Consider the following 21,992-nt stretch of genomic DNA (forward strand, 5'->3'; position numbering starts at 1 on the left):
GCGCCGGACGGGCGGCCGGTGCCGCCGGCGCGGCCGTGGCCTCGGCCTCGTCCTCCGCCTCGTCGGCGCCGCCGCCGAAGATCGCGGCCAGAAGCGAGCGTCCCCCGCCCGTGCGGCCGCCCGAGCTCGACGCGATCTGCACGTCGTTGGAGCCCTTGCGCTTGGCGTAGGAGGCGAGCGCCGTCTCGTAGCCCGGCAGCGGCTTGCCGTCGGCCGGCAGGTGGATCGTGTTGCCGCGCGGGAAGACGCTGGCGAGCTCGGTGCGGCTCATGCGCGGCCAGTAGCGGCCCTTGCCGGTGTCATAGTGGACGAAGGGCGAGCCCGAGCGCGGATAATAGCCGACGCCGCCGATCTGCATCCGCAGGCCGATGTCACGCAGCTTCTTAAGTGGAACGTCGGGCAGGTACCAGTCGACCGCCTTGCCGCTCATGTGGAGCGAGGTGCCCGCGACGCCCGAGGAGCGCGAACGCAGCATCTTGTTGGTGCTGGGCGAGCGGTAGCCGCCGATGACGTGGATGTAGTCGCGCGATCCGGACTGCCTGTAGGCCTCGTAGAGCAGGTCCAGAAGGTTGGGGTCCATGTTGGTGGGCTTGTTCTCGCGCCAGTCGCGCAGCGCCCAGTTGGCCTTCTTGAGGCCGTCGGGCAGGAACTTGCCGTCCCGCTTGTAGGTGATCTCGGTCTTTTCGCGCAGATGCACGTGGTACAGCTTGAGGGTCCGGGTCTCGGCGGAGGCCGAGGCCACCGCGCTGAACCCCGCCACCAGGCCCGCCAGAAGGATCGCCGCGCGCTTGAAGGCGCGCCGCGACACGCATTCGGTCCGTCCGAGCATGCGGTTCCATATCCCCCAGTGCGCCTGGTCCGACGGTTCGTGTCCCCGACGTCGGCCGGCGTAAGGCTCTATCAAGCGAGCCTAGTCCACAATGACTGCGGCATGAAAATGACACCTGCCGAATTTCTCTCCCACTACACAGGAAAATGGTTAACGGCACGTAAAATCGAATGGCGCTGTGTCCGGGCGGTCACGCCCTGCCGCTTTCAAGGCCGTAGAGTTCCATTTTTCGGTAGAGCGTGGAGCGTCCGATTCGCAGGCTCCGAGCCGCCGCCGTCAGGCTTCCCGCGTGGAAGCGCAGGGCGCGGATAATGGCCTCGCGTTCCGTTTCCGCCAGGCTCGGCGGAGGCGCCTTGCCCTCAGGCAAGAGTTCGGTCGCGCGACCGGGCCGCGGGTCCACCCGGGGCTCCGCGGCGTCCGGTGGACCCAGCCCGAACGCGGCGGGACCCAGAACGTCGCTCTCGGCGAGAACGGCCGCACGCAGGACGGCATGGCGAAGCTCGCGGATGTTGCCCGGCCAGTCGAGCCGCGCCAGGCGCCGGGCAGCCTCGGGATCGACGAGGAGCGCCCGTCCCGGCTCGGCGGCCTCCTCGGCGAAGCGCTGCGCCAGGGCGGGTATCTCGTCGCGCCGCTCGCGCAGCGGCGGCACCGCGATCTCGAACACGGCGAGACGCCAGTAGAGATCCTCGCGGAACGCACCGGCGCGCGTCATGGCGGCGAGGTCGCGATGCGTGGCGGCGATGACGCGCACGTCGACGCGGCGCGGGCGGCGCGCGCCCAACGGGTCGATCTCGCCGTCCTCCAGAACTCGCAGGAGCTTGGCCTGGAGGGCGGGCGCAAGTTCACCGATCTCGTCCAGAAGCAGCGTGCCGCCGTCGGCCTCCGCGAAGCGCCCGGGATGGCGCTCGTTCGCGCCGGAAAAGGCGCCGCGCTCGTGGCCGAACAGGAGGCTCTCGGCCAGATCCGCCGGCAGCGCCGCGCAGTTGACCGCCAGAAACGGACGACCGGCCCTTGGTCCCGTCTCCACGATGCGGCGGGCCAGCCATTCCTTGCCGCTGCCGGTCTCGCCCCGGACGAGGAGCGGCAAGGCCGTTCGCGCCACCTTGTCGGCAAGCCGCAGGGTTTGGCCCATCGGCGTGTCGGGCCCGGTCGCTGGCTCCGGGGTGCCTTGCGCGGGGGCACGGAGCACGGTCTCCACGGCGCGCGCGAGGCGCTGCGGCGTCACGGGTTTGACGATGAAGTCGCCGGCGCCCGCCCGCATCGCCTCCACCGCGTGCTCGACGTGGTCGCTCGCGGTCTGCACGATCGCCGGAACGCCGCGTCCGACCAGCGCGGCGAGAACGGCGAGCCCGCTTCCGTCCGGCAGGCCGAGATCCACGAGCGCGAGGTCGTAGCGCCCGCCCGAGCACAGGCGCAGCGCCTCGGCAACGCTGCCCGCCGCCTCGACCGTCCCCCCGATCGCCGCCAGCTGCGCCTCGAGAAGACGCGCGGCGACCGGCTCGTCCTCCACCAGGAGCACCCGGAAGCGCTGTTCGGATTCGCAATCGTCCCGCATCCGGCCAATATGTCGGTCGGGGGTGAAGACTTCGCTTCGCCATTCCCTCGCAATTTCAGCCGACGAGACCCGATCCCATGCCCGACGCCGCCACGCCCTCCCCCGCCGCGCACATCGAGGGCAACGAGCGCTTGCCGGAATGGAACCTCTCCGATCTCTACGCCGGGATCGACGCGCCGGAGATCGACCGCGACATCGCGGAAGGGGCGCGGCGCGCGAACGAATTCCAGTCCCGCTGGCGCGGACGCCTCGAGGAGGCGGTGGCCGGCAACGCGCTCGGCGAGGCGATCGCCGAGTTCGAGCGGATCGAGGACCTGCTCGGACGCCTCGTCTCCTATGCCGGCCTCGCCTATGCCGGCGACACGGCCGATCCGCGCATCGCCAAGTTCTACGGCGACATCCAGGCGAGCGTCACCGAGATCTCCTCGCGCCTTCTGTTCTTCGCGCTGGAGCTGAACCGGATCGAGGACGCCGCGATCGATGCGGCGATGGAGCGCGATGCGCTGCTCGCGCACTACCGTCCCTGGATCGTGGACCTGCGCCAGGACAAGCCCTACCAGCTGGAGGAGCGCGTCGAGGAACTGTTCCACGAGAAGTCGGTGACCGGGCACGGCGCCTGGAACCGCCTCTTCGACGAGACCATGACCGCGCTGCGCTTCGAGGTCGACGGCGAGACCCTGGCCCTCGAGGAGGCGCTGAATCTCCTGCAGGACCCCGACCGAGAGAAGCGCCGCAAGGCGTCGGAAAGCCTGTCGAGCGTCTTTGCGGCCAACGGGCGCACCTTCTCCCTGATCACCAACACGCTTGCCAAGGACAAGGAAATCTCGGACCGCTGGCGCGGGTTTGAGGACGTCGCCGATTCGCGCCACCTCGCCAACCGCGTCGAACGCGAGGTGGTGGACGCGCTGGCTGCCGCCGTCTCCGAGAGCTACGGCTCGATCTCGCACCGCTACTACGCACTGAAGGCGCGCTGGCTCGGCCTCGATCGCCTTGAGTTCTTCGACCGCAACGCCCCGCTGCCGGGCGCCTCGCGCCGCACGATCCCCTGGAGCGAGGCGCAGGACACGGTTCTCTCGGCCTATCGCGGCTTCTCGCCCGAGATGGAGGAGATCGCGCGCCGCTTCTTCGACCGTCGCTGGATCGACGCCGCGATCCGGCCGGGCAAGGCGCCCGGGGCTTTCTCGCACCCGACCGTTCCCTCCGCGCACCCCTATGTGCTGGTGAACTACCTCGGCAAGCCGCGCGACGTGATGACGCTCGCCCACGAGCTCGGCCACGGCGTGCACCAGGTCCTGGCGGGCGCGCAGGGGCCGCTCATGTCGCAGACGCCGCTGACGCTCGCCGAAACGGCCTCGGTCTTCGGCGAGATGCTGACCTTCCGCTCGTTGCTGGCGGGAGCCCCCGACGACGCCGAGCGGCGCACGCTTCTGGCCTCCAAGGTCGAGGACATGATCAACACGGTGATCCGCCAGATCGCCTTCTATCTGTTCGAGCGGGAGGTCCACCTGGAGCGCCGGCGCGGCGAGCTGACGGTGGACCGCATCGGCGAGATCTGGCGCGACGTCCAGGGCCGCTCTCTCGGGCCCGCCGTTCATCTCGGGCCGGGCTACGAGGCGTGGTGGAGCTACGTGCCCCACTTCATCCACTCCCCCTTCTACGTCTACGCCTATGCGTTCGGCGACTGTCTCGTGAACTCGCTCTACGCGGTCTACCAGAACGCGGAAGCCGGCTTCCAGGAGAAGTACTTCGCGATGCTGCGCGCGGGCGGCACGAAGCACCACACCGAGCTTCTCGCCCCCTTCGGCCTGAACGCCGCCGATCCCGCCTTCTGGGCCCAGGGGCTCGCCGTGATCTCGGGCTTCATCGACGAGCTCGAGCGGATGGACGGCTAGAAGCCGTCTCCCCACTCGACGCGGCGGGCGCGGCGGAAGCGCTCGCCCTCGCGCCGGGTGACGAGCGCCTCGCCCGCGCTCCCGTCCGGCCGGCAGAGCTTGAGCTGCACCTTGCCCGAGCCGCCGCGCGGCGGCGCCAGCACGCGGGAAACCCGGCCTGACGGCGCCTCGCGCACCAGCGCGACGTAGCTGAACTTCTCGTCCTCGAAGGGCACCTCCGCGCCCTTCGTGCGCAGGTGGATGCGCGAGCGCGCGACGCGCCGGGCGAAGTGGCACCAGTCCGGCTCCCGGATCGGGCAGGCCGCCTCGTGGGGGCAAGGGGCGGCGACACGGGCCCCCTGCGCGAGCAGCCGGTCGCGGACAGCGAGGACGCGCCGCCAGCCGGCGGGCGTTCCCGGCTCCACCACGAGCATGACGCGGCGGGTTCGCGACCAGAGCGCCTCGCAGAGCGGTCCGATGCGCGAGGGCGGCAGCTCGTCGAGGACGTAGCTCACCGTCACGAGATCGGCCGGCTCGCCCGTCGGATCGGCCAGGAGGTCGGCGGCCCGCCAGGTCGGCCGGAACGCGAAGGCCTCCTCGGCCAGCCGCTCGCCGACCGCGCGGATCGCCGGGCTCGCCTCGAGAAGCTCGGCCGCCTCCAGCGTCGAGAACACCTCCGCGGCGGCCCATAGCGCGGTGCCGGGCCCCGCCCCGGCGTCGAGAAGGCTCGCGGGGGCGAGGTCCGGCATGGCCTGCGCCAGAGTCTGGAGCGCGGCGTGGACGGCCGCGAAGGTCGCCGGCAGGCGCGCCGCGACATAGGCCGCCGCCGCCCGCTCGTCGTTGAGGTGAAGGGCGCCGTCGCGCGTTTCGGCCCGGTAGCGCCGCGTCAGGCGGCCGGAGGCCTCGGCGAGCTGCGCGATCGGCCGGCCGACGAGAAGCGCGTCGACGCGCGCGCGCAAGGTATCGGGCAGTTCCATCGTCGCCTTTCCGGTCCCTCTGCCGGGCCGCGATAACGCCTTGCCCGGCTGCCATGCAAACGCCGCCCCTTTTCTTTGACAGCGATCTCCTCTAGCCCACCCGCGAACACCGGGCGCGGCATTCCGGCCGCGCGACGCCCTTCGAGACACGAGGACGCTTCTTCATGGCGAACGAGAACCATCCGATCCATGCGACGATCACCGGCCCGATCGTGATGATCGGCTTCGGCTCCATCGGTCGCGGCACGCTGCCGCTGATCGAGCGCCACTTCCAGTACGACAAGAACCGCTTCACCGTGATCGACCCGAAGGATCACGACCGGCACCTCCTGGACGAGCGCGGCATCCGCTTCCGCCAGGAGGCCGTGACGCGCCAGAACTACCGCGAGCTTCTCACGCCCCTTCTCACCGAGGGCGAGGGCCAGGGCTTCTGCGTCAATCTCTCGGTCGACACCGGCTCGCTCGATCTCATGAAGCTCTGCCGCGAACTCGGCGTCCTCTACATCGACACGGTGGTGGAGCCCTGGCTCGGCTTCTACTTCGACGAGAAGCTCGAGAACGCCGACCGCACGAACTACGCGCTGCGCGAGACCGTGCGCAAGGAGAAGCGCAAGAACCCCGGCGGCACGACCGCCGTGTCCACCTGCGGCGCAAACCCGGGCATGGTCTCGTGGTTCGTCAAGCAGGCGCTCGTCAACGTGGCGCGCGACACCAACCTCGAGTTCGACGAGCCCGCCTTCGACGACCGCGAGGGCTGGGCGAAGCTCATGAAGAAGGTGGGCGTCAAGGGCATCCACATCGCCGAGCGCGACACGCAGGTGGCGGCCAGCCCCAAGCCGCGCGACGTGTTCTGGAACACGTGGTCGGTCGAGGGCTTCCTGTCGGAGGGCATGCAGCCGGCCGAGCTCGGCTGGGGCACGCACGAGAAGTGGATGCCCAAGAACGCCCGCGACCACAAGAAGGGCTGCCAGGCGGCGATCTACCTCGAGCAGCCGGGCGCCAACACGCGGGTGCGCTCCTGGTGCCCGACCCCCGGCGCCCAATACGGCTTCCTCGTCACGCACAACGAGAGCATCTCGATCGCGGACTACTTCACCCACCGCAACAAGGAGGGCGAGGTCACCTTCCGCCCGACCTGCCACTACGCCTACCATCCCTGCAACGACGCGGTTCTGTCGCTGCACGAGCTGTTCGGCGCGGCGGGCCGCATCCAGCCCGAGCACCACGTCCTCGACGAGAACGAGCTGGTCGAGGGCATCGACGAGCTGGGCGTCCTTCTCTACGGCCACGACAAGAACGCCTACTGGTACGGCTCGCAGCTGAGCCTCGAGGAGACGCGCCGCATCGCGCCCTACCAGAACGCCACCGGCCTGCAGGTCACCTCGGCAGTGCTGGCGGGCATGGTCTGGGCGCTGGAGAACCCGGAGGCCGGCATCGTCGAGGCCGACGAGATGGACTACCGGCGCTGCCTGGAAGTGCAGCTGCCCTATCTCGGTCCGGTCAAGGGCTACTACACCGACTGGACGCCACTCACCGACCGCCCCGGCCTCTTCCCGGAGGACCTGGACGAGAAGGACCCCTGGCAGTTCCGCAACATCCTCGTGCGCTGACCCGCACAGCGCGCTTGACGAAGAAATTCGTTCGTAGGACCAATAAAAAGCCGCGCCCGGGCGCGGCTTTTTTGCTGCCCACTGGCAATACGGTGTGCCTGCACTACCATTCGGTCCCAAGCGTTTGACGCTGAAGGGAGTTTTGGGTTCATGGGCGAGTTCTCGACGGATGCCCAGCGCAAACGCTCCGTGATCAAGGAGATCATGGACGCGATCATGTCCGGTTCCTCGGGCTCGATCGCGCGCCACCTCGCCCCCGGTGCCATCTTCTCCAACAAGAGCAACGCCGGCATCATCGACGCGCCCTGGTTCAGCCGCATGGAGGGCGAGTACCGCCTGCAGGGCGAGGAGGAGGCCAAGTCCTTCCTCAACGAGCTCCTGCGGCGCGCCACCTACATCAGCTACAAGCCGCGCGGCACCTTGATCGAGGACGACGAGGCGGCTAGCCGATGCGACTGGACGCGCCAGGACGAGAGCAACGGCTCGCTCGTCACCGGCACCACGATGTACTGGTTCGGCTTCACCTCAGACGGGCGCATCCGCTCCATCGAGTCGATCGCCTCGATCCATTCCGTGATCCCGGCCCGGCGCTCGGACGCCGCCTGACCTGTGGATCGCCGCGACGGGCGCTGGCGCGGCCTTTACGCTTCGTTAAGATTTGAGCGACCGATTCTCCCGCCCGGACCCGAGATTTCCATGCGTCACCCGATCTTCGCGCTCAGCGCCCTCGCCCTTCTTCTCGCCGGCTGCCAGTCGGCGCCCACCGCCCGCGTTGCGGTCGCGCCCAAGCCCGCCGGCTTCGAGGGCAGCTGGCGCTCGGTCGGGGGCCCCGTCGCCTATACCGCGACCTTTGCCGGCGGGCGCTTCACCTCGCGCGAGTCGGCCACCGGCGCGGTGCTCGCGGAGGGCAACTACACCAAGACCGGCACGGCCCAGGCCGCGATCATCTACCGCTCGGCCGCGCGCGGCGAGCAGACCTCGGTGAACTGCAACCAGATGTCGGCCGACCGCCTCGCCTGCGTCAATTCGGCCGGCGCCCGCTTCGAGCTGTCGCGCGGCGCCTGAGGGCATTCGGCCACCCGGTCGCATGGCTCGGGGCCGCTTTCCTCCTATATGTCGCTCCGCCCGCGCGGCGTAACGCGCGGGACCTGTCCGCGACCCGAGGATGAAGCCGCCGCATGAACGCGCCCGTCACGATCGACCCCACCACCGCGATCGGTCCCCTTCCTCCCGGCCATCCGGCCGTGGCGCCCAAGCGGGTCGGCGTGCTTCTCGTGAACCTCGGCACGCCCGACGGCACGAGCTACTGGCCGATGCGGCGATACCTACGCGAGTTCCTGTCGGACAAGCGCGTCATCGAGTGGCCGCGCGCGGTCTGGTATCCGATCCTGCACGGCATCGTGCTCAACACGCGGCCCAAGAAATCGGGCCGCGCCTATGACGAGATCTGGAACCGCGAGCGCGGCGAGAGCCCCTTGCGCACCTTCACGCGGGCGCAAGGCGATGACCTCGCCAAACGTCTCGCCGGCCTTGAGTCCGTCCGCGTCGACTGGGCCATGCGCTACGGCCGCCCCTCGATCGCGGAAAGGGTCGACGCGCTGATCGCGCAAGGCTGCGAGCGCATCCTGTGCTTCCCGCTCTACCCGCAATATTCGGCCTCAACCACGGCGACCGTGAACGACAAGTTCTTCGAGCACCTGTCGTCCCTGCGCTGGATGCCGGCCTCGCGGACCGTGCCCGCCTATCACGACGACCCCGTCTATATCGACGCACTGGCGCGCTCGATCGAGGCGCATCTGGCAAGCCTCGACTTCGAGCCCGAGCGCGTGGTCGCCTCCTATCACGGCATTCCGCAGAGCTACTTCCGCAAGGGCGACCCCTACCATTGCCACTGCCAGAAGACCTCGCGCCTTCTCGCGGAGCGGCTCGGCTGGCCGAAGGGCCGGCTGATCACGACCTTCCAGTCGCGCTTCGGGCCGGAGGAGTGGCTGCAGCCCTATACGGACAAGACCGTCGAGGCTCTCGCCAAGGAGGGCGTCAAGCGCATCGCCGTCCTCAATCCCGGCTTCGTGTCGGACTGCCTGGAGACGCTGGAGGAGATCGCGGGCGAGGCCGGCGAGATCTTCCTCCACAACGGGGGCACGAACTTCTCGCACATCCCCTGCCTCAACGATTCCGGGCCGGGCATGGACGTGATCGAGCACCTCGTGCGCCGCGAGTTGCGCGGCTGGGTGGAGTAGCGGTCAGGCCACCCCGATCCGCAGGAGGTCGTGGACGCGCACGATCCCGACAGGGGTCTCGCCCTCCACGACCATGAGGGCGGTGATCGAGGAGTTGTTCAGGATGTCGAGCGCCTTCACGGCCAGCGTGTCGGCGCGGATGGTCTTGGGGCTTCGCGTCATCACCTCGTCGACGCTGCGCGTCATGAGGTCGGGCGACAGGTTTCGCCGCAGGTCGCCGTCGGTGATGATGCCGGCGAGCTGCCCGCCGCGCACCACGGCGACGCAGCCGAGCCCCTTCTCCGACATGCGGAGGATCGCCTCCCCCATCGAGCTGCCCGCCTCCACCAGCGGCAGCGCGTCGCCCTTGTGCATGACGTCGCCGACATGGGTCAGCGCAGCGCCGAGCTGACCGCCGGGGTGAAAGACGCGAAAGTCGCCCGGCGTGAAGCCGCGCCGCTCCAGGAGCGCCACCGCCAAGGCGTCGCCGAGCGACAGCTGCAGCGTCGTCGAGGTCGTGGGCGCGAGACCATGCGGACAGGCCTCCGCCGCGCGCGGCAGGACCAGCGCGATGTCGCTTTCCGAACCCAGCGCCGAGCCCTCGCGCGAGGTGATCGCGACGAGCGGGATGCGGAAGCGCCGGGTATAGGCGACGATGCCGCGAAGCTCCGCCGACTCGCCCGACCACGACATGGCGAGCACCGCGTCGTCCCGGCCGATCATGCCGAGGTCGCCGTGGTTGGCCTCGGCGGGATGCACGAAGAAGGCGGGCGTGCCGGTGGAGGCGAAGGTCGCGGCGATCTTGGCGCCGACATGCCCGCTCTTGCCGACGCCGGTCACGATGAGCCGCCCCCGGAGCCCGGCGATCGCCTCCAGCGCGCGTTCGAACGGCCCGGCGAGCGGACCGGCCAGAGCCTGAGACAGGAGGCGCAGGCCCTCGGCTTCCGTTTCCACCGTGCGGACGGCGGAGGCCGCGCCGGGCGTCGGGGAGGTTTCGGTCTGGCGCGAAGGCTGCAAGGGAGGACTGCCGAAGGATTGCGGATCCTCGTGCCTTAGCCCCCCGGCGCGCCCGGCGCCAGCACCGGGTGCGAACGCAAGCTTGCGTTAACCATGCCCGTTTAGGTTCCGCTAACGAAGACGCGGCCCGGAGCGACGCGCGTCACCAGGAACCGAAGGGGCCCTATGGGACGCACCCGCGCACCGGCAGATCGCTGGCTGGCCGCCCTCTTTCTGGCGGGCCTTGGCGGGGCTCCCGGTGCCCTTGCCCAATCGGCTCCGCCCACCATTCCGCAGGCGGATACGAGCCTCGCCGAGCCGCGCCGCTTCTCGTCGGACGAGTTCACGTTGCGCGGAACGAGCGAGGCGGACGTCGCCGATCCCGACGCGCCGCTGCGCGAGCCCCTCGACCGGCAGAACCTCGACCCCTCGGTTTCGAGCGACCGGCGCCTTGGCGCCCCGCCCGCCCCCGGCGACGACGCCGACGCCGCGGCGCCGCCCGCCTTCGACCTCTTCAGCGGCCCATCCGCGCCGCGGCGGCAGAACCTGCCGGAGCCCAGCGCCGACGAGCGCAACGCGCAGGCGCAGCCCGCCGGATCGCTTGCGCCGCGCGCCCGCCCGCGCATTCCGAGCCGCGCCGCCGCCCGAGCCCTGGAGGACGGGAACGTCCTGCCTGGCGAGGAGCGCAGCGATGCGCTGCTCCTGCGACGCTTCGATCCCGTGGGACCCGTGCGCAGCCCGGTTCTCGACGACGTCGCATCGACGCGCCGCCTCAACGGCGGCCTCGACGGCCTGCGCACCGCCCTGCCGCGCCGCGCCGACGACCCGTTCGCTCCGGTCGGCGTGCGCGTGGGCAGCTTCATCCTGTATCCGGCGATCGAGGAGACGCTGGGCGCCTCGACCAACCTCACCAACACGCTGGACGGTCGCCGTGGCGCGCTCAGCCAGACGACACTGTCGGGACGCCTCGTGTCGGACTGGTCGCGCCACGCGGCCGAGATCAACGCCCAGCTCGCCTATCGCCACAACTTCGCGGGCCCGGTGAAGGACGAGCCCGAGCTCGACGTGGACGGTCGCCTGCGCCTCGACGTCGACCATCTGACGACGGCGACGCTGCGCGGCGCGCTCAGCCTGCGCCAGGACGACTCCATCCTCACGGGCACGCCGGACGTGGCGCGCAACCGGTCCGACGTCCTCGCCTATAGCCTGGGCGCCGACGTGACGCGCGCCTTCGGCCGTGCGAGCGGCACGGCCACCGTGGAGGCCGTGCGCGAGGACCGCGAGGACGGCGTCTTCCGCGCCACCGGCTTCGAGCCCGGGCAGAGCTTCGCAACCGTCACCGGGGCGCTTCGGGGCAGTTACGACATGGGATCGGCCTTCAAGCCCTTCCTCCTCGCCAGCCTCGGCAAGCGCCTGTTCGACGACGACACGGCGCTCGGCACCTCGCGCGACGCGCTGATCCCGGCGCTGCGCGCGGGCTTCGGCTTCGACTTCGGGGAGAAGCTGTCGGGCGAGGTCGGGCTCGGCTACGCCTGGAACGTTCCCGACGACGAGGCGCTGCGGACCGACGGCAGCCCGACCGTGGACGCGCTCCTGGCCTGGTCGCCGCGGCGCGGCACCGACCTATCGCTGCGCGCCACCACGGTCTTCGAGCCCGATGCCGGGGGCCTCGACACGGCGACGCTGTACCAGACGACGGTCGGCCTGCGCCACCGCGCCACCGCGCGGCTCGATCTCGAGGGGGCCGGCCAGCTCGCCTGGCGCGTGCGCGAGGCGAGCGGCACCGAGCGCATCCGCTCGGGCGAGCTCGGCCTGACCTGGTGGCTCAATCGCCAGCTCGCGCTGATCGCGCGCTACCGGCACGACCGGTTCGAGGGCGTCTTGACGGACTACGACGCCGACACGGTTCGCGTCGGCCTGCGCGTCCAGAGATAAGGGAGAGGCGGACCCTTCGGGGGCCCGCCTCTCCGCGTTCGAACCTTACTCGGCGGCCGTGCGGGGCTCGGCGCGCCGCTCCATCGGCTCCACCGTCTCCATCAGTTCCTGCAGGTCGTCGAAGACCTTGCCGCGAATGTCGTGGCGCCACAGGGCGAAGGCGACGTTGGCCTGGATGAAGCCCTCCTTGGAGCCGCAATCGAAGGTGCGGCCGGTGAAGGGATAGGCGAAGAAGTCCTGGCGCTGGGCGAGCTTCAGCATGCCGTCGGTCAGCTGGATCTCGTTGCCCGCGCCCTTCTCCTGGGTGGAGAGGATGTCGAAGATCTCGGGCTGGAGGATGTAGCGGCCCGAGATGAAGTAGTTGGAGGGGGCGTCCTCGGGCTTGGGCTTCTCGACCATGCCGTCGATGCGGAAGCCCGAGCCGCGCGTCTCGCCCTGGCCGACGATGCCGTACTTGTTGGTCTCCTTGGGGTCGCACTGCTCGACCGAGACGACGTTGCCGCCGGTCTGTTCGTAGAGCTCCACCATCTTCTTCAGGCAGCCTTCCTCGGACTGCATGATCATGTCGGGCAGGAGCAGCGCGAAGGGCTCGGGACCGACGAGGTCGCGCGCGCACCAGACGGCGTGGCCAAGGCCGAGCGGCGCCTGCTGGCGCGTGAAGGACGCAGTGCCCGCGGTCGGCTGCAGCTCATCGAGCAGCGAGAGCTCGGTCTTCTTGCCGCGCTCGGTGAGCGTGTTCACGAGCTCGACCTGGATGTCGAAATAGTCCTCGATCACGCCCTTGTTGCGGCCCGTGACGAAGATCAGATGCTCGATGCCGGCCTGGCGAGCCTCATCCACGACGTACTGGATGACGGGGCGGTCGACCACCGTCAGCATCTCCTTCGGGATGGCCTTCGTGGCGGGCAGGAACCGCGTTCCCAGGCCTGCCACCGGGAAGACTGCCTTCCGAACCTTGCGCATGCGATCGTCCTTTTGAGGTTGGATCGCGTCCTCCATAGATCACGGCATGATGATATGTCGACGGGAGGGCCCGACCCGCCGCGATTCCGCCGCGAAAAACGGTAAAGAAATGCCGCACCGTAAGATCCCGGGCCATCGTGGTAAAGGAAGCGTTCACGAACGCACCCTTATTGTTCGAAAGGCACGCAGCCCACGACCGTGACATTCAGGAGCGAACCCATGCCCGCACCGACAAAGGCTCGCCTCTTCTCCCGCGCCGGCGCGTTGGCGCTGGCGGCCGCGCTTCTCCTGCCCGCCCTTCCCGCGCACGCCGAGGCGGGCTTTCGCGCCTGGATCGCGGGCTTCGAGAAGACGGCGGTCGCGAACGGGGTCTCGCGCGACACCTACCGCCGCGTCTTCGCAGGCGTCGACACGCCCGACCCGGACGTCCTTGAGAAGGCCCGGTTCCAGCCCGAGTTCCAGGATACGATGTGGGACTACCTGGACAACCGGGTGAACGAGGAGAGCGTGGCCGAGGGCCGGCAGATGCTCCAGCGCTACAAGCCCTGGCTCGACCGGATCGAGAAGCGCTTCGGCGTGGACCGGACCGTGCTTCTCGCGATCTGGTCGATGGAGTCGAACTACGGCCGCATCCTGGAGCGCCCGGACGTCATGAAGAGCGTGCCCCAGGCGCTGGCGACGCTCGCCTACAAGGACCCCAGGCGCGCCAAGTTCGCCCGCACGCAGCTCATCGCCGCGTTGAAGATCGTCCAGGCCGGCCATGCCACGCCGCAGACGCTGACCGGCTCCTGGGCCGGCGCCATGGGCCATACGCAGTTCATTCCCACGAGCTACCAGCTCTATGCCGTCGACATGGACGGCAACGGCCATCCCGACATCTGGCGCTCGGTGCCCGATGCGCTCGCCACCGCCGCCAATCTCCTGGCCAAGAACGGTTGGCAGGGCGGCCGCACCTGGGGCTACGAGGTCCAGGTACCGGCCGGTGCCGGGTCGCTGGGCAAGGGCAACCGCTCGATAGCCGAGTGGCAGAAGCTGGGCGTTCGCCGCGTGGCGGGCCGCGCCTTTCCGTCGGGCGCCGAGACCGCCCGCCTCTTTCAGCCGGCGGGGCCGAACGGGCCGAGCTTCCTGCTCACCAAGAACTTCTCGGTGATCAAGCGCTACAACAACGCCGACAAGTACGCGCTGGCCGTCGGTCACCTGGCCGACCGCATCGCGGGCGGCGGCGACTTCGCGGGCTCGTGGCCGCGAGGCTACGAGCCGCTTTCCATGACCGAGCGCTACGAGGTGCAGCAGCGCCTGACGCAGCACGGGTTGTACGACGGCAAGATCGACGGCAAGATCGGATCGGGTTCCAAGGTCGCGATCACGGCCTACCAGCGGCGCGCGGGCGTCGAGGAGGACGGCAACGCGTCCAAGGCCCTTCTCGACCTTCTGCGCAGGCACTGAAAAGGCGGACATGGCGAAACACGGCATCGGCTCCTGGCGAAAGGCGACGCTCAGTGCGGCGGCGTTCCTCGTCGCCCTGAGCGGGGCCGTTCCGGAGGCGGGCGCCCAGCAGCGCCGCACCCTCATGGACATGCTGTTCGGCCGATCAGTGCCGCAGGCCGACCCGCGCGACTACCAGGTCGCGCCGGGTCGCCGCGCCGCGCCCCAGCCCCGCGCGATCCGCAAGAAGCGTCGCGACGCCGTCGCAGCGCCGAGGCCCGGCGGCGCCACCCGGCGCAATACCGCGACGGCGGCGGCGGGAGGAACGGTCGCGGCTGCCGCCACGGCAGCGGCGGCCTCCGCGCCGGTGGAAAAGAGCGAGACCGCGCGCAACGTCCTCGTCGTCGGCGACTTCATGGCGGGATCGCTCGCCAAGGGCCTGGAGAACGCGGTCGCCTCCAGCCGCGAGATCCGCATCGTCGCGAAGGCCAACGGCTCCTCGGGCCTCGTGCGCAACGACCACTACGACTGGCCGGCCTCGGTCGCGGGCCTGATCGACGAGACCAAGGCGTCGGCCGTGGTCGTGATGGTGGGCGCCAACGACCGGCAGGGCATCCGCGACGAAGGCGAAACGGTGCCGCTGCGCTCCGACGACTGGAGCGCGATCTACACCGCCCGCGCCGAGGCGCTGGCGGACGCGGTGAAGTCGCGCAACGTTCCCCTGATCTGGGTCGGGATGCCGGCCTTCCAGTCCGAGCGGGCGACCGAGGACATGGTCTATCTCAACGACGTCTTCCGCGCCGCCGCGCAGAAGGTCGGCGGCGAGTTCGTCGATGTCTGGGGCGGCTTCGTCAGCGCGGACGGCACCTACACGACCTCGGGCCCCGACACGGCGGGTCAGACCGTGCGGCTGCGCAACTCCGACGGCATCACCATGACGCCGGCGGGACAGGACAAGCTCGCCTACTTCGTCGAGAAGCCGGTCACCAAGGTCCTCGGTCTCAGCGTCGACGATCTCGTGGCGACGCTCGGCGCGCAGCAACTCGGCGCGGGCGACCTTCCAGGCGTTGCGAACGGCGCCCAGGCCGCGCTCGCGGTCTCCACGCCGCCGGTGTCGCTCGCCGATCCGCGCCTCGACGGAGGCGATCATCTTCTGGGCGCCGACGGGAGCGCGCTCGACCCGAAGCGCAGCGGCGGCTCGCCGCGCGACGCGCTGGTGGTGAACGGGGGGGCGGTGGCGGCCGCCGAGGGGCGCGCCGACAACTTCAGCTGGACCGGACGCGGCACCGCCGTCTCGCCCCAGACGCGCGGCAACGCCATCGTCGCCCGCGGCTCGATCAGCCTCGAGGAACTGCGCGCCGGCGCCCCCGCCGCCTCGGGCCCCGCGCCCAACACCGACGCCGACGACGCGGCCAAGGCGCTGCGGCCGAGCATCGCGGGCGACACGAAGCTCGAAGGCTCGTCCCCTTAAGGCCGGGAAACTCGGCCCGCAGCCCGACCCAGACGTAGTCTCAGGCGCTCGCTCCCATGCCGTCCCCCACCTCGAACGCGTATAGCCGCGGGGCATCCGGATGGTGACGTCCCGGTGGAAATCGATCGACTAGGTTTCGGTCACGCCGTTGAATGAGCAGACACGTCCGGAAAAGTCTCCAATGGGTCAATGACGTTCCGATGTGCATTGGCCGTGGTCGCCGAGAACTTCGATCACACGGCACTCCGGCACCGAGTGGTTCGTACAGTCCACCATGCGTGCGACCTCGGCCCGCAGCGCGGTCAGCCGGGCGATCTTGTGATCGATGTCGGCAAGGTGCGCTGCCGCGATCCGTTCGGCTCTCGCGCAGGGGCGGTCCGGTTCCCCGGCGAGCGCCAAGAGTTCGCGGATCGGCTCGATCTCGAAGCCGAGCTCACGGGCATGCCGGATGAAGCGGAGCCGACGCAGGTCGCCCGCGTCGTAGAGGCGGCGGTTGCCCTGCGTCCTCGGTGGTGCGGCCAGGAGGCCGATCTGCTCGTAGTACCGGATCGCCGGCACCTTGATGCCGCTCGCCCGCTAGAATTCGCCGATCGGAGCGCCGCCCGTCATTTTTCCTCTTGCTCCTCTAGCCGCTAGAGAGACTAGGCCTCTCCCAACACGCAGGAAAGGAGAGCGCCATGAGCACGGTGGCGAACGAGAGCCGTTTCAGGGTCACGGGCATGGACTGCGCGGCCTGCGGCAACAAGGTGGACACCGCGATCCGACGGCTGCCGGGCGTCGAGGACGTTGCCGTGTCCGTGTCCACGGGCGCGGTGAGGGTCCGCCACACGGACGGCTTCGACGCCGCCGCGGTCACGCGGCAGGTCCGCAACCTCGGCTACGGAGCCGAGAACGCGGACGGCGCCGACCCGGCGACAGTCGGACGGCACGACCATGGCCAATCGAGCCACACGCATCACGACCCCGCCGAGGCGGGCCGGCCGTGGTGGAGGACGAAAAAGGCGCGGCTGACGGCGGCCTGCGGCGCCGCGCTCCTGGCAGCCTACGTCCTCGGCCACCTGGCGCCCGCACTCGAGCGTCCGGCATTTCTCGCCGCGCTCGCCGTCGGCCTTGTCCCCGTCGCCTGGCGCGCGATCACCGCCGCCCGGTTCGGCACTCCGTTCTCGATCGAGACGCTGATGTCGATCGCCGCCATCGGCGCCGTCTTCATCGGAGCCGCGGAAGAGGCGGCGACCGTCGTGCTCCTGTTCCTCGTCGGCGAGATGCTGGAAGGGCTGGCGGCCAGCCGTGCTCGGGCGAGCATCCAGGGCCTGTCCTCCCTCGTGCCGAAGACGGCGCTCGTCGAGAAGGACGGCCAGACGACCGAGGTGCCCGCGGAGATCCTTGCGGTCGGCGCCACCATCCTCGTGCGCCCCGGCGACCGCATCCCGGCCGACGGCTCGGTCGTCGAGGGATCGGGCGAGGTCGACGAGGCGCCGGTGACGGGCGAGAGCGTCCCGAAGCGCAAGGCCGTCGGCGATCCGGTCTTCGCGGGCACGGTCAACGCGGGCTCGGTCCTCAGGGTGCGCGTCACGGCCGCCGCCGCCGACAACACGATCGCGCGTGTCGTCCGCCTAGTGGAGGAGGCGCAGGAGTCGAAGTCGCCGACCGAGCGCTTCATCGACCGCTTCTCGAAAGTCTACACGCCCGCCGTTCTCGCGGTCGGCTTCCTCGTCGCCGTGATGCCGCCCCTCCTACTTGGAGCGGACTGGAACGAGTGGATCTACAAGGGTCTCGCCATCCTCCTGATCGGCTGCCCCTGCGCGCTCGTCATCTCGACGCCCGCCGCCATTGCGGCCGGCCTGTCGGCAGGCGCCCGGCGCGGCCTCCTGATGAAGGGCGGCGTGGTGCTGGAGACGCTCGGCAAGATCACGGCCGTCGCCTTCGACAAGACGGGGACGCTGACGGCCGGCAAGCCCGTCGTGACCGACGTCGTCGCGGTTGGTCGCACGGCGCGGGACGTGTTGTCTCTCGCGGCCGCGCTGGAGACGGGGTCGAGCCATCCTCTGGCGCTTGCGATCCTCGACAGGGCGAAGGCCGATAGGGCCCCCGTGCCACCCGCCTTCGACGCCAACGCCGTTCCCGGAGAGGGCGTCGAGGGCACGGTCGGCGGCGAGGCCGTGTTCCTCGGCTCGCCGCAATCGGCCGGGCGCCGTACGGCCCTCAGCGACGAGCGTCTTGACGACATCGAAGCGCTGAACGCGGCAGGCAAGACCGTGACCGTCGTGCTCGCAAACGGGACGGTCGCCGGCTACATCGCCATGCGCGACGAGGCACGGCCGGACGCACGCGAGGCGCTGGCCGCGATGAAGGCCGAGGGCATCCGCACCGTCATGCTGACAGGCGACAACCGAATGACGGCCGAGGCGGTCGCGGGCGGCCTCGGCATCGAGGCGCGGGCGGACCTCATGCCGCAGGACAAGCAGCGCATCGTGCGCGAACTCCAGGGCGAAGGGCTTGTCGTCGCCAAGGTCGGCGACGGCATCAACGACGCCCCGGCGCTGGCGGCCGCCGACATCGGCATCGCCATGGGCGGCGGCACGGACGTCGCGCTGGAGACGGCGGATGCTGCGGTGCTCCACGGCCGCGTGCGGGATGTGCCGGACATGATCGCCCTCTCCAAGGCGACTATGGGCAACATCCGGGCGAACATTGCGATCGCTCTCGGGCTGAAGGCGGTGTTCCTCGTCACCACCGTCCTCGGCATCACGGGCCTCTGGCCGGCGATCCTCGCTGACACGGGCGCGACCGTCCTCGTGACCGCCAACGCGATGCGGCTTCTCGGCTGGAAGCCCCGGTGAACTCGAAGCCGGAGAATTGGCGACGAAGGATCAAAGATCCATTGAGCATTAAGTACGGCCGATTTGGAGCGGCCTCCATAGAAGACGAACGTCACAGAAGAGTCGAGGCTGTGCGAAAATCCGTTCTCCGAAAACGGCGTCGAGAATCCGTTCCACGTTGGGATTCCATTGACCGCCATGGACGAGTTCGCGGCGTTCTTGTCGGTTACCCAAACCACTGGGAAACGGTGGAAAAGCGGGCGAGTTCGCGATCGCTGAAACGTCGTTTTGAAAGTAGAACAGCCGGATACGGCTTCGACACGGCCTCGGTCATTTTCCGACACCGTCCGCCGGATCTGAAATCCTTCGATTTTAATCGAAAGAAGGCGGTCGAACGCGCTCCAAGGATAAAAACACAATTTCGTTATCTTGGTATTCCCAATCCGTGGGCTTCAATCTTGCCCGATCGAGCCACTCGCGACGGATTGTAGCTCGCGCGATCCATACTGTCGCTGGTCGTGCTGGCGTAATCGCATCATGCGCCGTCAACTTACGGCATCGGCCAGGAAGGGTTTACGTGTGCGGGGTGAACGCTTTGGACAGGTCGAAGGCAGCAATGCCCGCATCCGGGCGCCCAAACCGACGCTGACGCTCGTCCCAACTCCACGTCTGACCACGGCGTCGACGCGCGCTGGGTGCGGTGCAGGTTCTGCCCGGTCGGGATCGAGCCTCGGCGGATAGACCGACCCGACCCGATCCGGAACGTCCCGCAAGGCGACACCGAGGTGTCGCCTTGCGGCAGAGCGATCGCTCAGAGAGGCAGCGTCGTCGCGCCGGTGAGCTCGAGGTCGATCGCGCGCGCGGCTTGGCGGCCCTCGCGGATCGCCCAGACCACGAGGCTCTGGCCGCGCCGCACGTCGCCGGCCGCCCAGAGTTTATCGACCGAGGTGCGGTAGCGCTTGTCGTCGGCGGCCACCGAGACGTTGCCGCGCGCGTCGCGCTTGAGCTCGAGGCCCTCGCCCGCGTCCTCAAGGAGGCCGCCCTCGAAGGGGCCGGCAAAGCCGATGGCGATGAAGGCGAGGTCCGCCTTGATCACGAACTCGGTGCCCGGGATCGGCCTGCGCCGCTCGTCGACCTCGGCGCACTTCACGCCGGTCAGCTGCCCGTCCTCGCCCACGAACTCCAGCGTCGCGACCTGGAACTCGCGCACGGCGCCTTCCGCCTGGGAGGAGGAGGTGCGCATCTTGGTGGCCCAGAAAGGCCAGACCTCGAGCTTGTTCTCGGTCTTGGGCGGCTGGGGGCGGATGTCGAGCTGGGTGACCTTGACGGCCCCCTGGCGGAAGGCGGTGCCGACGCAGTCGGACGCCGTGTCCCCACCGCCCACCACCACGACATGCTTGGCGCCGGCCCAGATCTCCTCGGTCGACCAGCCGCGCGCGGGCGTGTTCTCGCCCCCGACGCGCCGGTTCTGCTGCACGAGGTAGGGCATGGCGTCGTGGATGCCGGCGAGCCCGTTCTGCGGGATGCCGGCATCGCGCGGGCGCTCCGCGCCGCCGCAGTAAAGCACGGCATCGAACTCGGCCTGCAGGTCGGCGAGGCGCTTGTCGCGACCGATCTCGACGCCGCAGTGGAAGGTGACGCCCTCCCCCCGCATCTGCTCGACGCGACGGTCGATCCAGTGCTTCTCCATCTTGAAGTCGGGAATGCCGTAGCGCAGCAGGCCGCCGGGGCGCGTCTCGCGCTCGAAGACATGCACCTCGTGGCCGGCGCGGCCGAGCTGCTGGGCCGCCGCCATGCCGGCCGGGCCCGAGCCGATCACCGCCACGCGCTTGCCGGACTGCGTCTTGGCCGGCTGCGGCTGGATCAGGCCGAGCGCATAGGCCTTGTCGGCGATCGCCTGCTCGACGGTCTTGATCGCGACCGGCGTATCCTCGAGGTTCAGCGTGCAGGCCTCCTCGCAAGGCGCGGGGCAGATGCGGCCGGTGAACTCGGGAAAGTTGTTGGTGGAATGGAGGTTGCGCACCGCGCCCTCCCAGTCCCCGCCGTAGACGAGGTCGTTCCAGTCCGGGATCTGGTTGTGGATCGGGCAGCCCGTCGGCCCGTGGCAGTAGGGCACGCCGCAATCCATGCAGCGCGCGGCCTGCTTGCCGACCTCGGCATCCGACATCGGCAGCGTGAACTCGCGGAAGTGGCGTATGCGGTCGGAGGCCGGCTGGTATTTCGGAGTCTGGCGATCGATCTCGAGAAAGCCGGTGACCTTGCCCATGATGATGCCCTCCGTCGCAACAGTCGGATGTGCCGCTATCGGAACAGGCCCGCCCGCGCCCGACATCCTCGGGCCGGCCGGACGCCCGTCCGGAGGCCCGCACCCGACGTGAACCGTCCTAACACAGGACCGCGCTCCCCCGGAACGCGGCCGATCGTGCCATCCGTAGGGCACGACCGCGCCTCCGGGAAGCCTCGGCGAGCCCGGAAAATGCGACAGCATCACTGCCCTATTTCGGGCAGTGACGCAAGGCTGGAACGGTTCGAGAAAGTGCTGAGCGTCAGCTCTTCGGCTTGGTCGCGCGGAAGCTCTCGAGCTGCTGGGCGGCCCCCCACCAGTCGGCGAAGCCGGGAATGTCGTTGAACTCGTCGGCATGGGGCGTCTGCGCGACATAGGCGAAGACGGGCGCCAGATAGAGATCGGCAAGCGAGAGATCCTCGCCCGCGATCCACGGACCCTTGCCGCGCAGGCGCATGAGTTCGGTCAGGACCGTGCGTGTGGTCTTGAGCGCCTCGTGATGCTTGGCCTCGTCCTTGCCGCCCACGAAGTCGGGGAAGAGATGGTAGGCCGCGACCCCGCCCAGCATCGCCGGGTAGCCGTAGCTGTCGATGATGCCGATGGCCATGTCCATGCGCGCGACGTTCTCGGCCTCGGCCGGCACGAGGTCGCGGCCCGTGATCATGGAGTTGAGGTAGCGCGCGATCGCCGCCGTCTCGTAGACGCGAAAGCCGCGATACTCGATCACCGGCACCTTGCCGAAGGGATGGCGCTGCAGGTGCTCGGGCGCGTGCGGCTCGCCCTTGAGGACGTTGACCGGGTCCTGGTCGAAGGCGGTGAACTCCTTCTCAGCCAGGAGCATCTTGACGGTTCGCACGTAGGTCGACCCGTCGAAGCCATACAGTTTCAGCTCGGCCATATCCTCGTCTCCTCGGCTGGAAAGGTCGCTCGTGCGCGACCGTTCGCGGGAGATAGAAGGCGCGCCGTCCTTGGCGAGCCCCGCATCGCCGCGACGAAGCGGCCGGCCGGAACCGCGAACGGCGGCGAGGGAGCTCGCCG

The 21,992-nt window shown here is 69.6% G+C and carries 17 protein-coding genes; 9 read left to right on the forward strand and 8 right to left on the reverse strand.

The annotated features are described in order from the left end of the window. Positions 1 to 829, reverse strand: an 829-nt coding sequence (locus AUL35_RS16890) for a DUF882 domain-containing protein (RefSeq protein ID WP_156418050.1), incomplete at its 3' end; no start/stop codon positions are given. A gap of 190 nt (positions 830 to 1,019) precedes the next feature. Further along, positions 1,020 to 2,384, reverse strand: coding sequence for a sigma-54 dependent transcriptional regulator (locus tag AUL35_RS16895; protein WP_062016840.1), 1,365 nt, complete (start codon positions 2,382 to 2,384; stop codon positions 1,020 to 1,022). A gap of 77 nt (positions 2,385 to 2,461) precedes the next feature. Here AUL35_RS16895 and AUL35_RS16900 point away from each other — a divergent pair, with 77 nt between their 5' ends. After that, complete coding sequence (locus tag AUL35_RS16900; RefSeq protein WP_062016842.1) at positions 2,462 to 4,276, forward strand: M3 family oligoendopeptidase; 1,815 nt, start codon at positions 2,462 to 2,464, stop codon at positions 4,274 to 4,276. Here AUL35_RS16900 and AUL35_RS16905 read toward each other — a convergent pair. After that, positions 4,273 to 5,232 (reverse strand): small ribosomal subunit Rsm22 family protein, encoded by a 960-nt coding sequence (locus tag AUL35_RS16905; protein ID WP_062016844.1) that lies wholly within the window; start codon positions 5,230 to 5,232, stop codon positions 4,273 to 4,275. The two genes, AUL35_RS16900 and AUL35_RS16905, sit on opposite strands and share 4 nt — an antisense overlap. 164 nt (positions 5,233 to 5,396) lie before the next feature. On the opposite strand from AUL35_RS16905, the gene AUL35_RS16910 reads away from it, so the two are divergent. From AUL35_RS16910 to hemH, 4 genes are all read left to right on the forward strand, one after another. Then, on the forward strand, positions 5,397 to 6,842 hold the full coding sequence (locus AUL35_RS16910) for a homospermidine synthase (protein WP_062016846.1): 1,446 nt from the start codon (positions 5,397 to 5,399) through the stop codon (positions 6,840 to 6,842). 150 nt (positions 6,843 to 6,992) lie between these two features. After that, a complete protein-coding gene (locus tag AUL35_RS16915; RefSeq protein WP_062016848.1) occupies positions 6,993 to 7,448 on the forward strand; it encodes a hypothetical protein in 456 nt (151 codons plus the stop codon). A gap of 90 nt (positions 7,449 to 7,538) precedes the next feature. Next, on the forward strand, positions 7,539 to 7,907 hold the full coding sequence (locus AUL35_RS16920; RefSeq protein WP_062016850.1) for a hypothetical protein: 369 nt from the start codon (positions 7,539 to 7,541) through the stop codon (positions 7,905 to 7,907). 113 nt (positions 7,908 to 8,020) lie between these two features. Continuing rightward, positions 8,021 to 9,082: a ferrochelatase gene (gene hemH, locus AUL35_RS16925; protein ID WP_062016852.1), complete on the forward strand. Its 1,062-nt coding sequence runs from the start codon at positions 8,021 to 8,023 to the stop codon at positions 9,080 to 9,082. Positions 9,083 to 9,085: 3 nt separating this feature from the next. Here hemH and AUL35_RS16930 read toward each other — a convergent pair whose 3' ends face one another. Continuing rightward, positions 9,086 to 10,078, reverse strand: a complete 993-nt coding sequence (locus tag AUL35_RS16930; RefSeq protein WP_062016854.1) for an SIS domain-containing protein — start codon at positions 10,076 to 10,078, stop codon at positions 9,086 to 9,088. A 165-nt stretch (positions 10,079 to 10,243) separates the two neighbouring features. Here AUL35_RS16930 and AUL35_RS16935 point away from each other — a divergent pair, with 165 nt between their 5' ends. After that, on the forward strand, positions 10,244 to 11,992 hold the full coding sequence (locus AUL35_RS16935; protein WP_062016856.1) for an outer membrane beta-barrel protein: 1,749 nt from the start codon (positions 10,244 to 10,246) through the stop codon (positions 11,990 to 11,992). A gap of 45 nt (positions 11,993 to 12,037) precedes the next feature. Here the strand turns inward: AUL35_RS16935 and galU are convergent, their stop codons facing one another. Next, entirely contained in the window at positions 12,038 to 12,955 is a 918-nt protein-coding gene (galU, locus tag AUL35_RS16940; protein ID WP_062016888.1) for a UTP--glucose-1-phosphate uridylyltransferase GalU, read from the reverse strand. Between the two features lie 219 nt (positions 12,956 to 13,174). Here galU and AUL35_RS16945 point away from each other — a divergent pair, with 219 nt between their 5' ends. Next, a complete protein-coding gene (locus tag AUL35_RS16945; protein ID WP_062016858.1) occupies positions 13,175 to 14,401 on the forward strand; it encodes a lytic murein transglycosylase in 1,227 nt (408 codons plus the stop codon). Positions 14,402 to 14,411: 10 nt separating this feature from the next. Continuing rightward, the gene (locus tag AUL35_RS16950) at positions 14,412 to 15,851 is read left to right on the forward strand and encodes a DUF459 domain-containing protein (protein WP_062016860.1); all 1,440 of its coding nucleotides are present in this window, start codon (positions 14,412 to 14,414) and stop codon (positions 15,849 to 15,851) included. 186 nt (positions 15,852 to 16,037) lie between these two features. Here the strand turns inward: AUL35_RS16950 and AUL35_RS16955 are convergent, their stop codons facing one another. Then, positions 16,038 to 16,415: a helix-turn-helix domain-containing protein gene (locus AUL35_RS16955; RefSeq protein WP_244493807.1), complete on the reverse strand. Its 378-nt coding sequence runs from the start codon at positions 16,413 to 16,415 to the stop codon at positions 16,038 to 16,040. A 113-nt stretch (positions 16,416 to 16,528) separates the two neighbouring features. On the opposite strand from AUL35_RS16955, the gene AUL35_RS16960 reads away from it, so the two are divergent. After that, positions 16,529 to 18,691 (forward strand): heavy metal translocating P-type ATPase, encoded by a 2,163-nt coding sequence (locus AUL35_RS16960; RefSeq protein WP_062016862.1) that lies wholly within the window; start codon positions 16,529 to 16,531, stop codon positions 18,689 to 18,691. A 790-nt stretch (positions 18,692 to 19,481) separates the two neighbouring features. On the opposite strand, the gene AUL35_RS16965 is transcribed toward AUL35_RS16960, so the two are convergent. After that, entirely contained in the window at positions 19,482 to 20,936 is a 1,455-nt protein-coding gene (locus AUL35_RS16965; RefSeq protein WP_062016864.1) for a glutamate synthase subunit beta, read from the reverse strand. A gap of 280 nt (positions 20,937 to 21,216) precedes the next feature. Beyond that, positions 21,217 to 21,852 carry a glutathione S-transferase family protein gene (locus AUL35_RS16970; RefSeq protein WP_062016866.1) on the reverse strand — a complete coding sequence of 212 codons (636 nt, stop codon included), beginning with the start codon at positions 21,850 to 21,852 and terminating at the stop codon, positions 21,217 to 21,219. Positions 21,853 to 21,992: the final 140 nt, after the last annotated feature.

Source organism: Aureimonas sp. AU4 (assembly GCF_001463765.1).
In the GTDB taxonomy this organism is placed as follows: Bacteria; Pseudomonadota; Alphaproteobacteria; order Rhizobiales; family Rhizobiaceae; genus Aureimonas.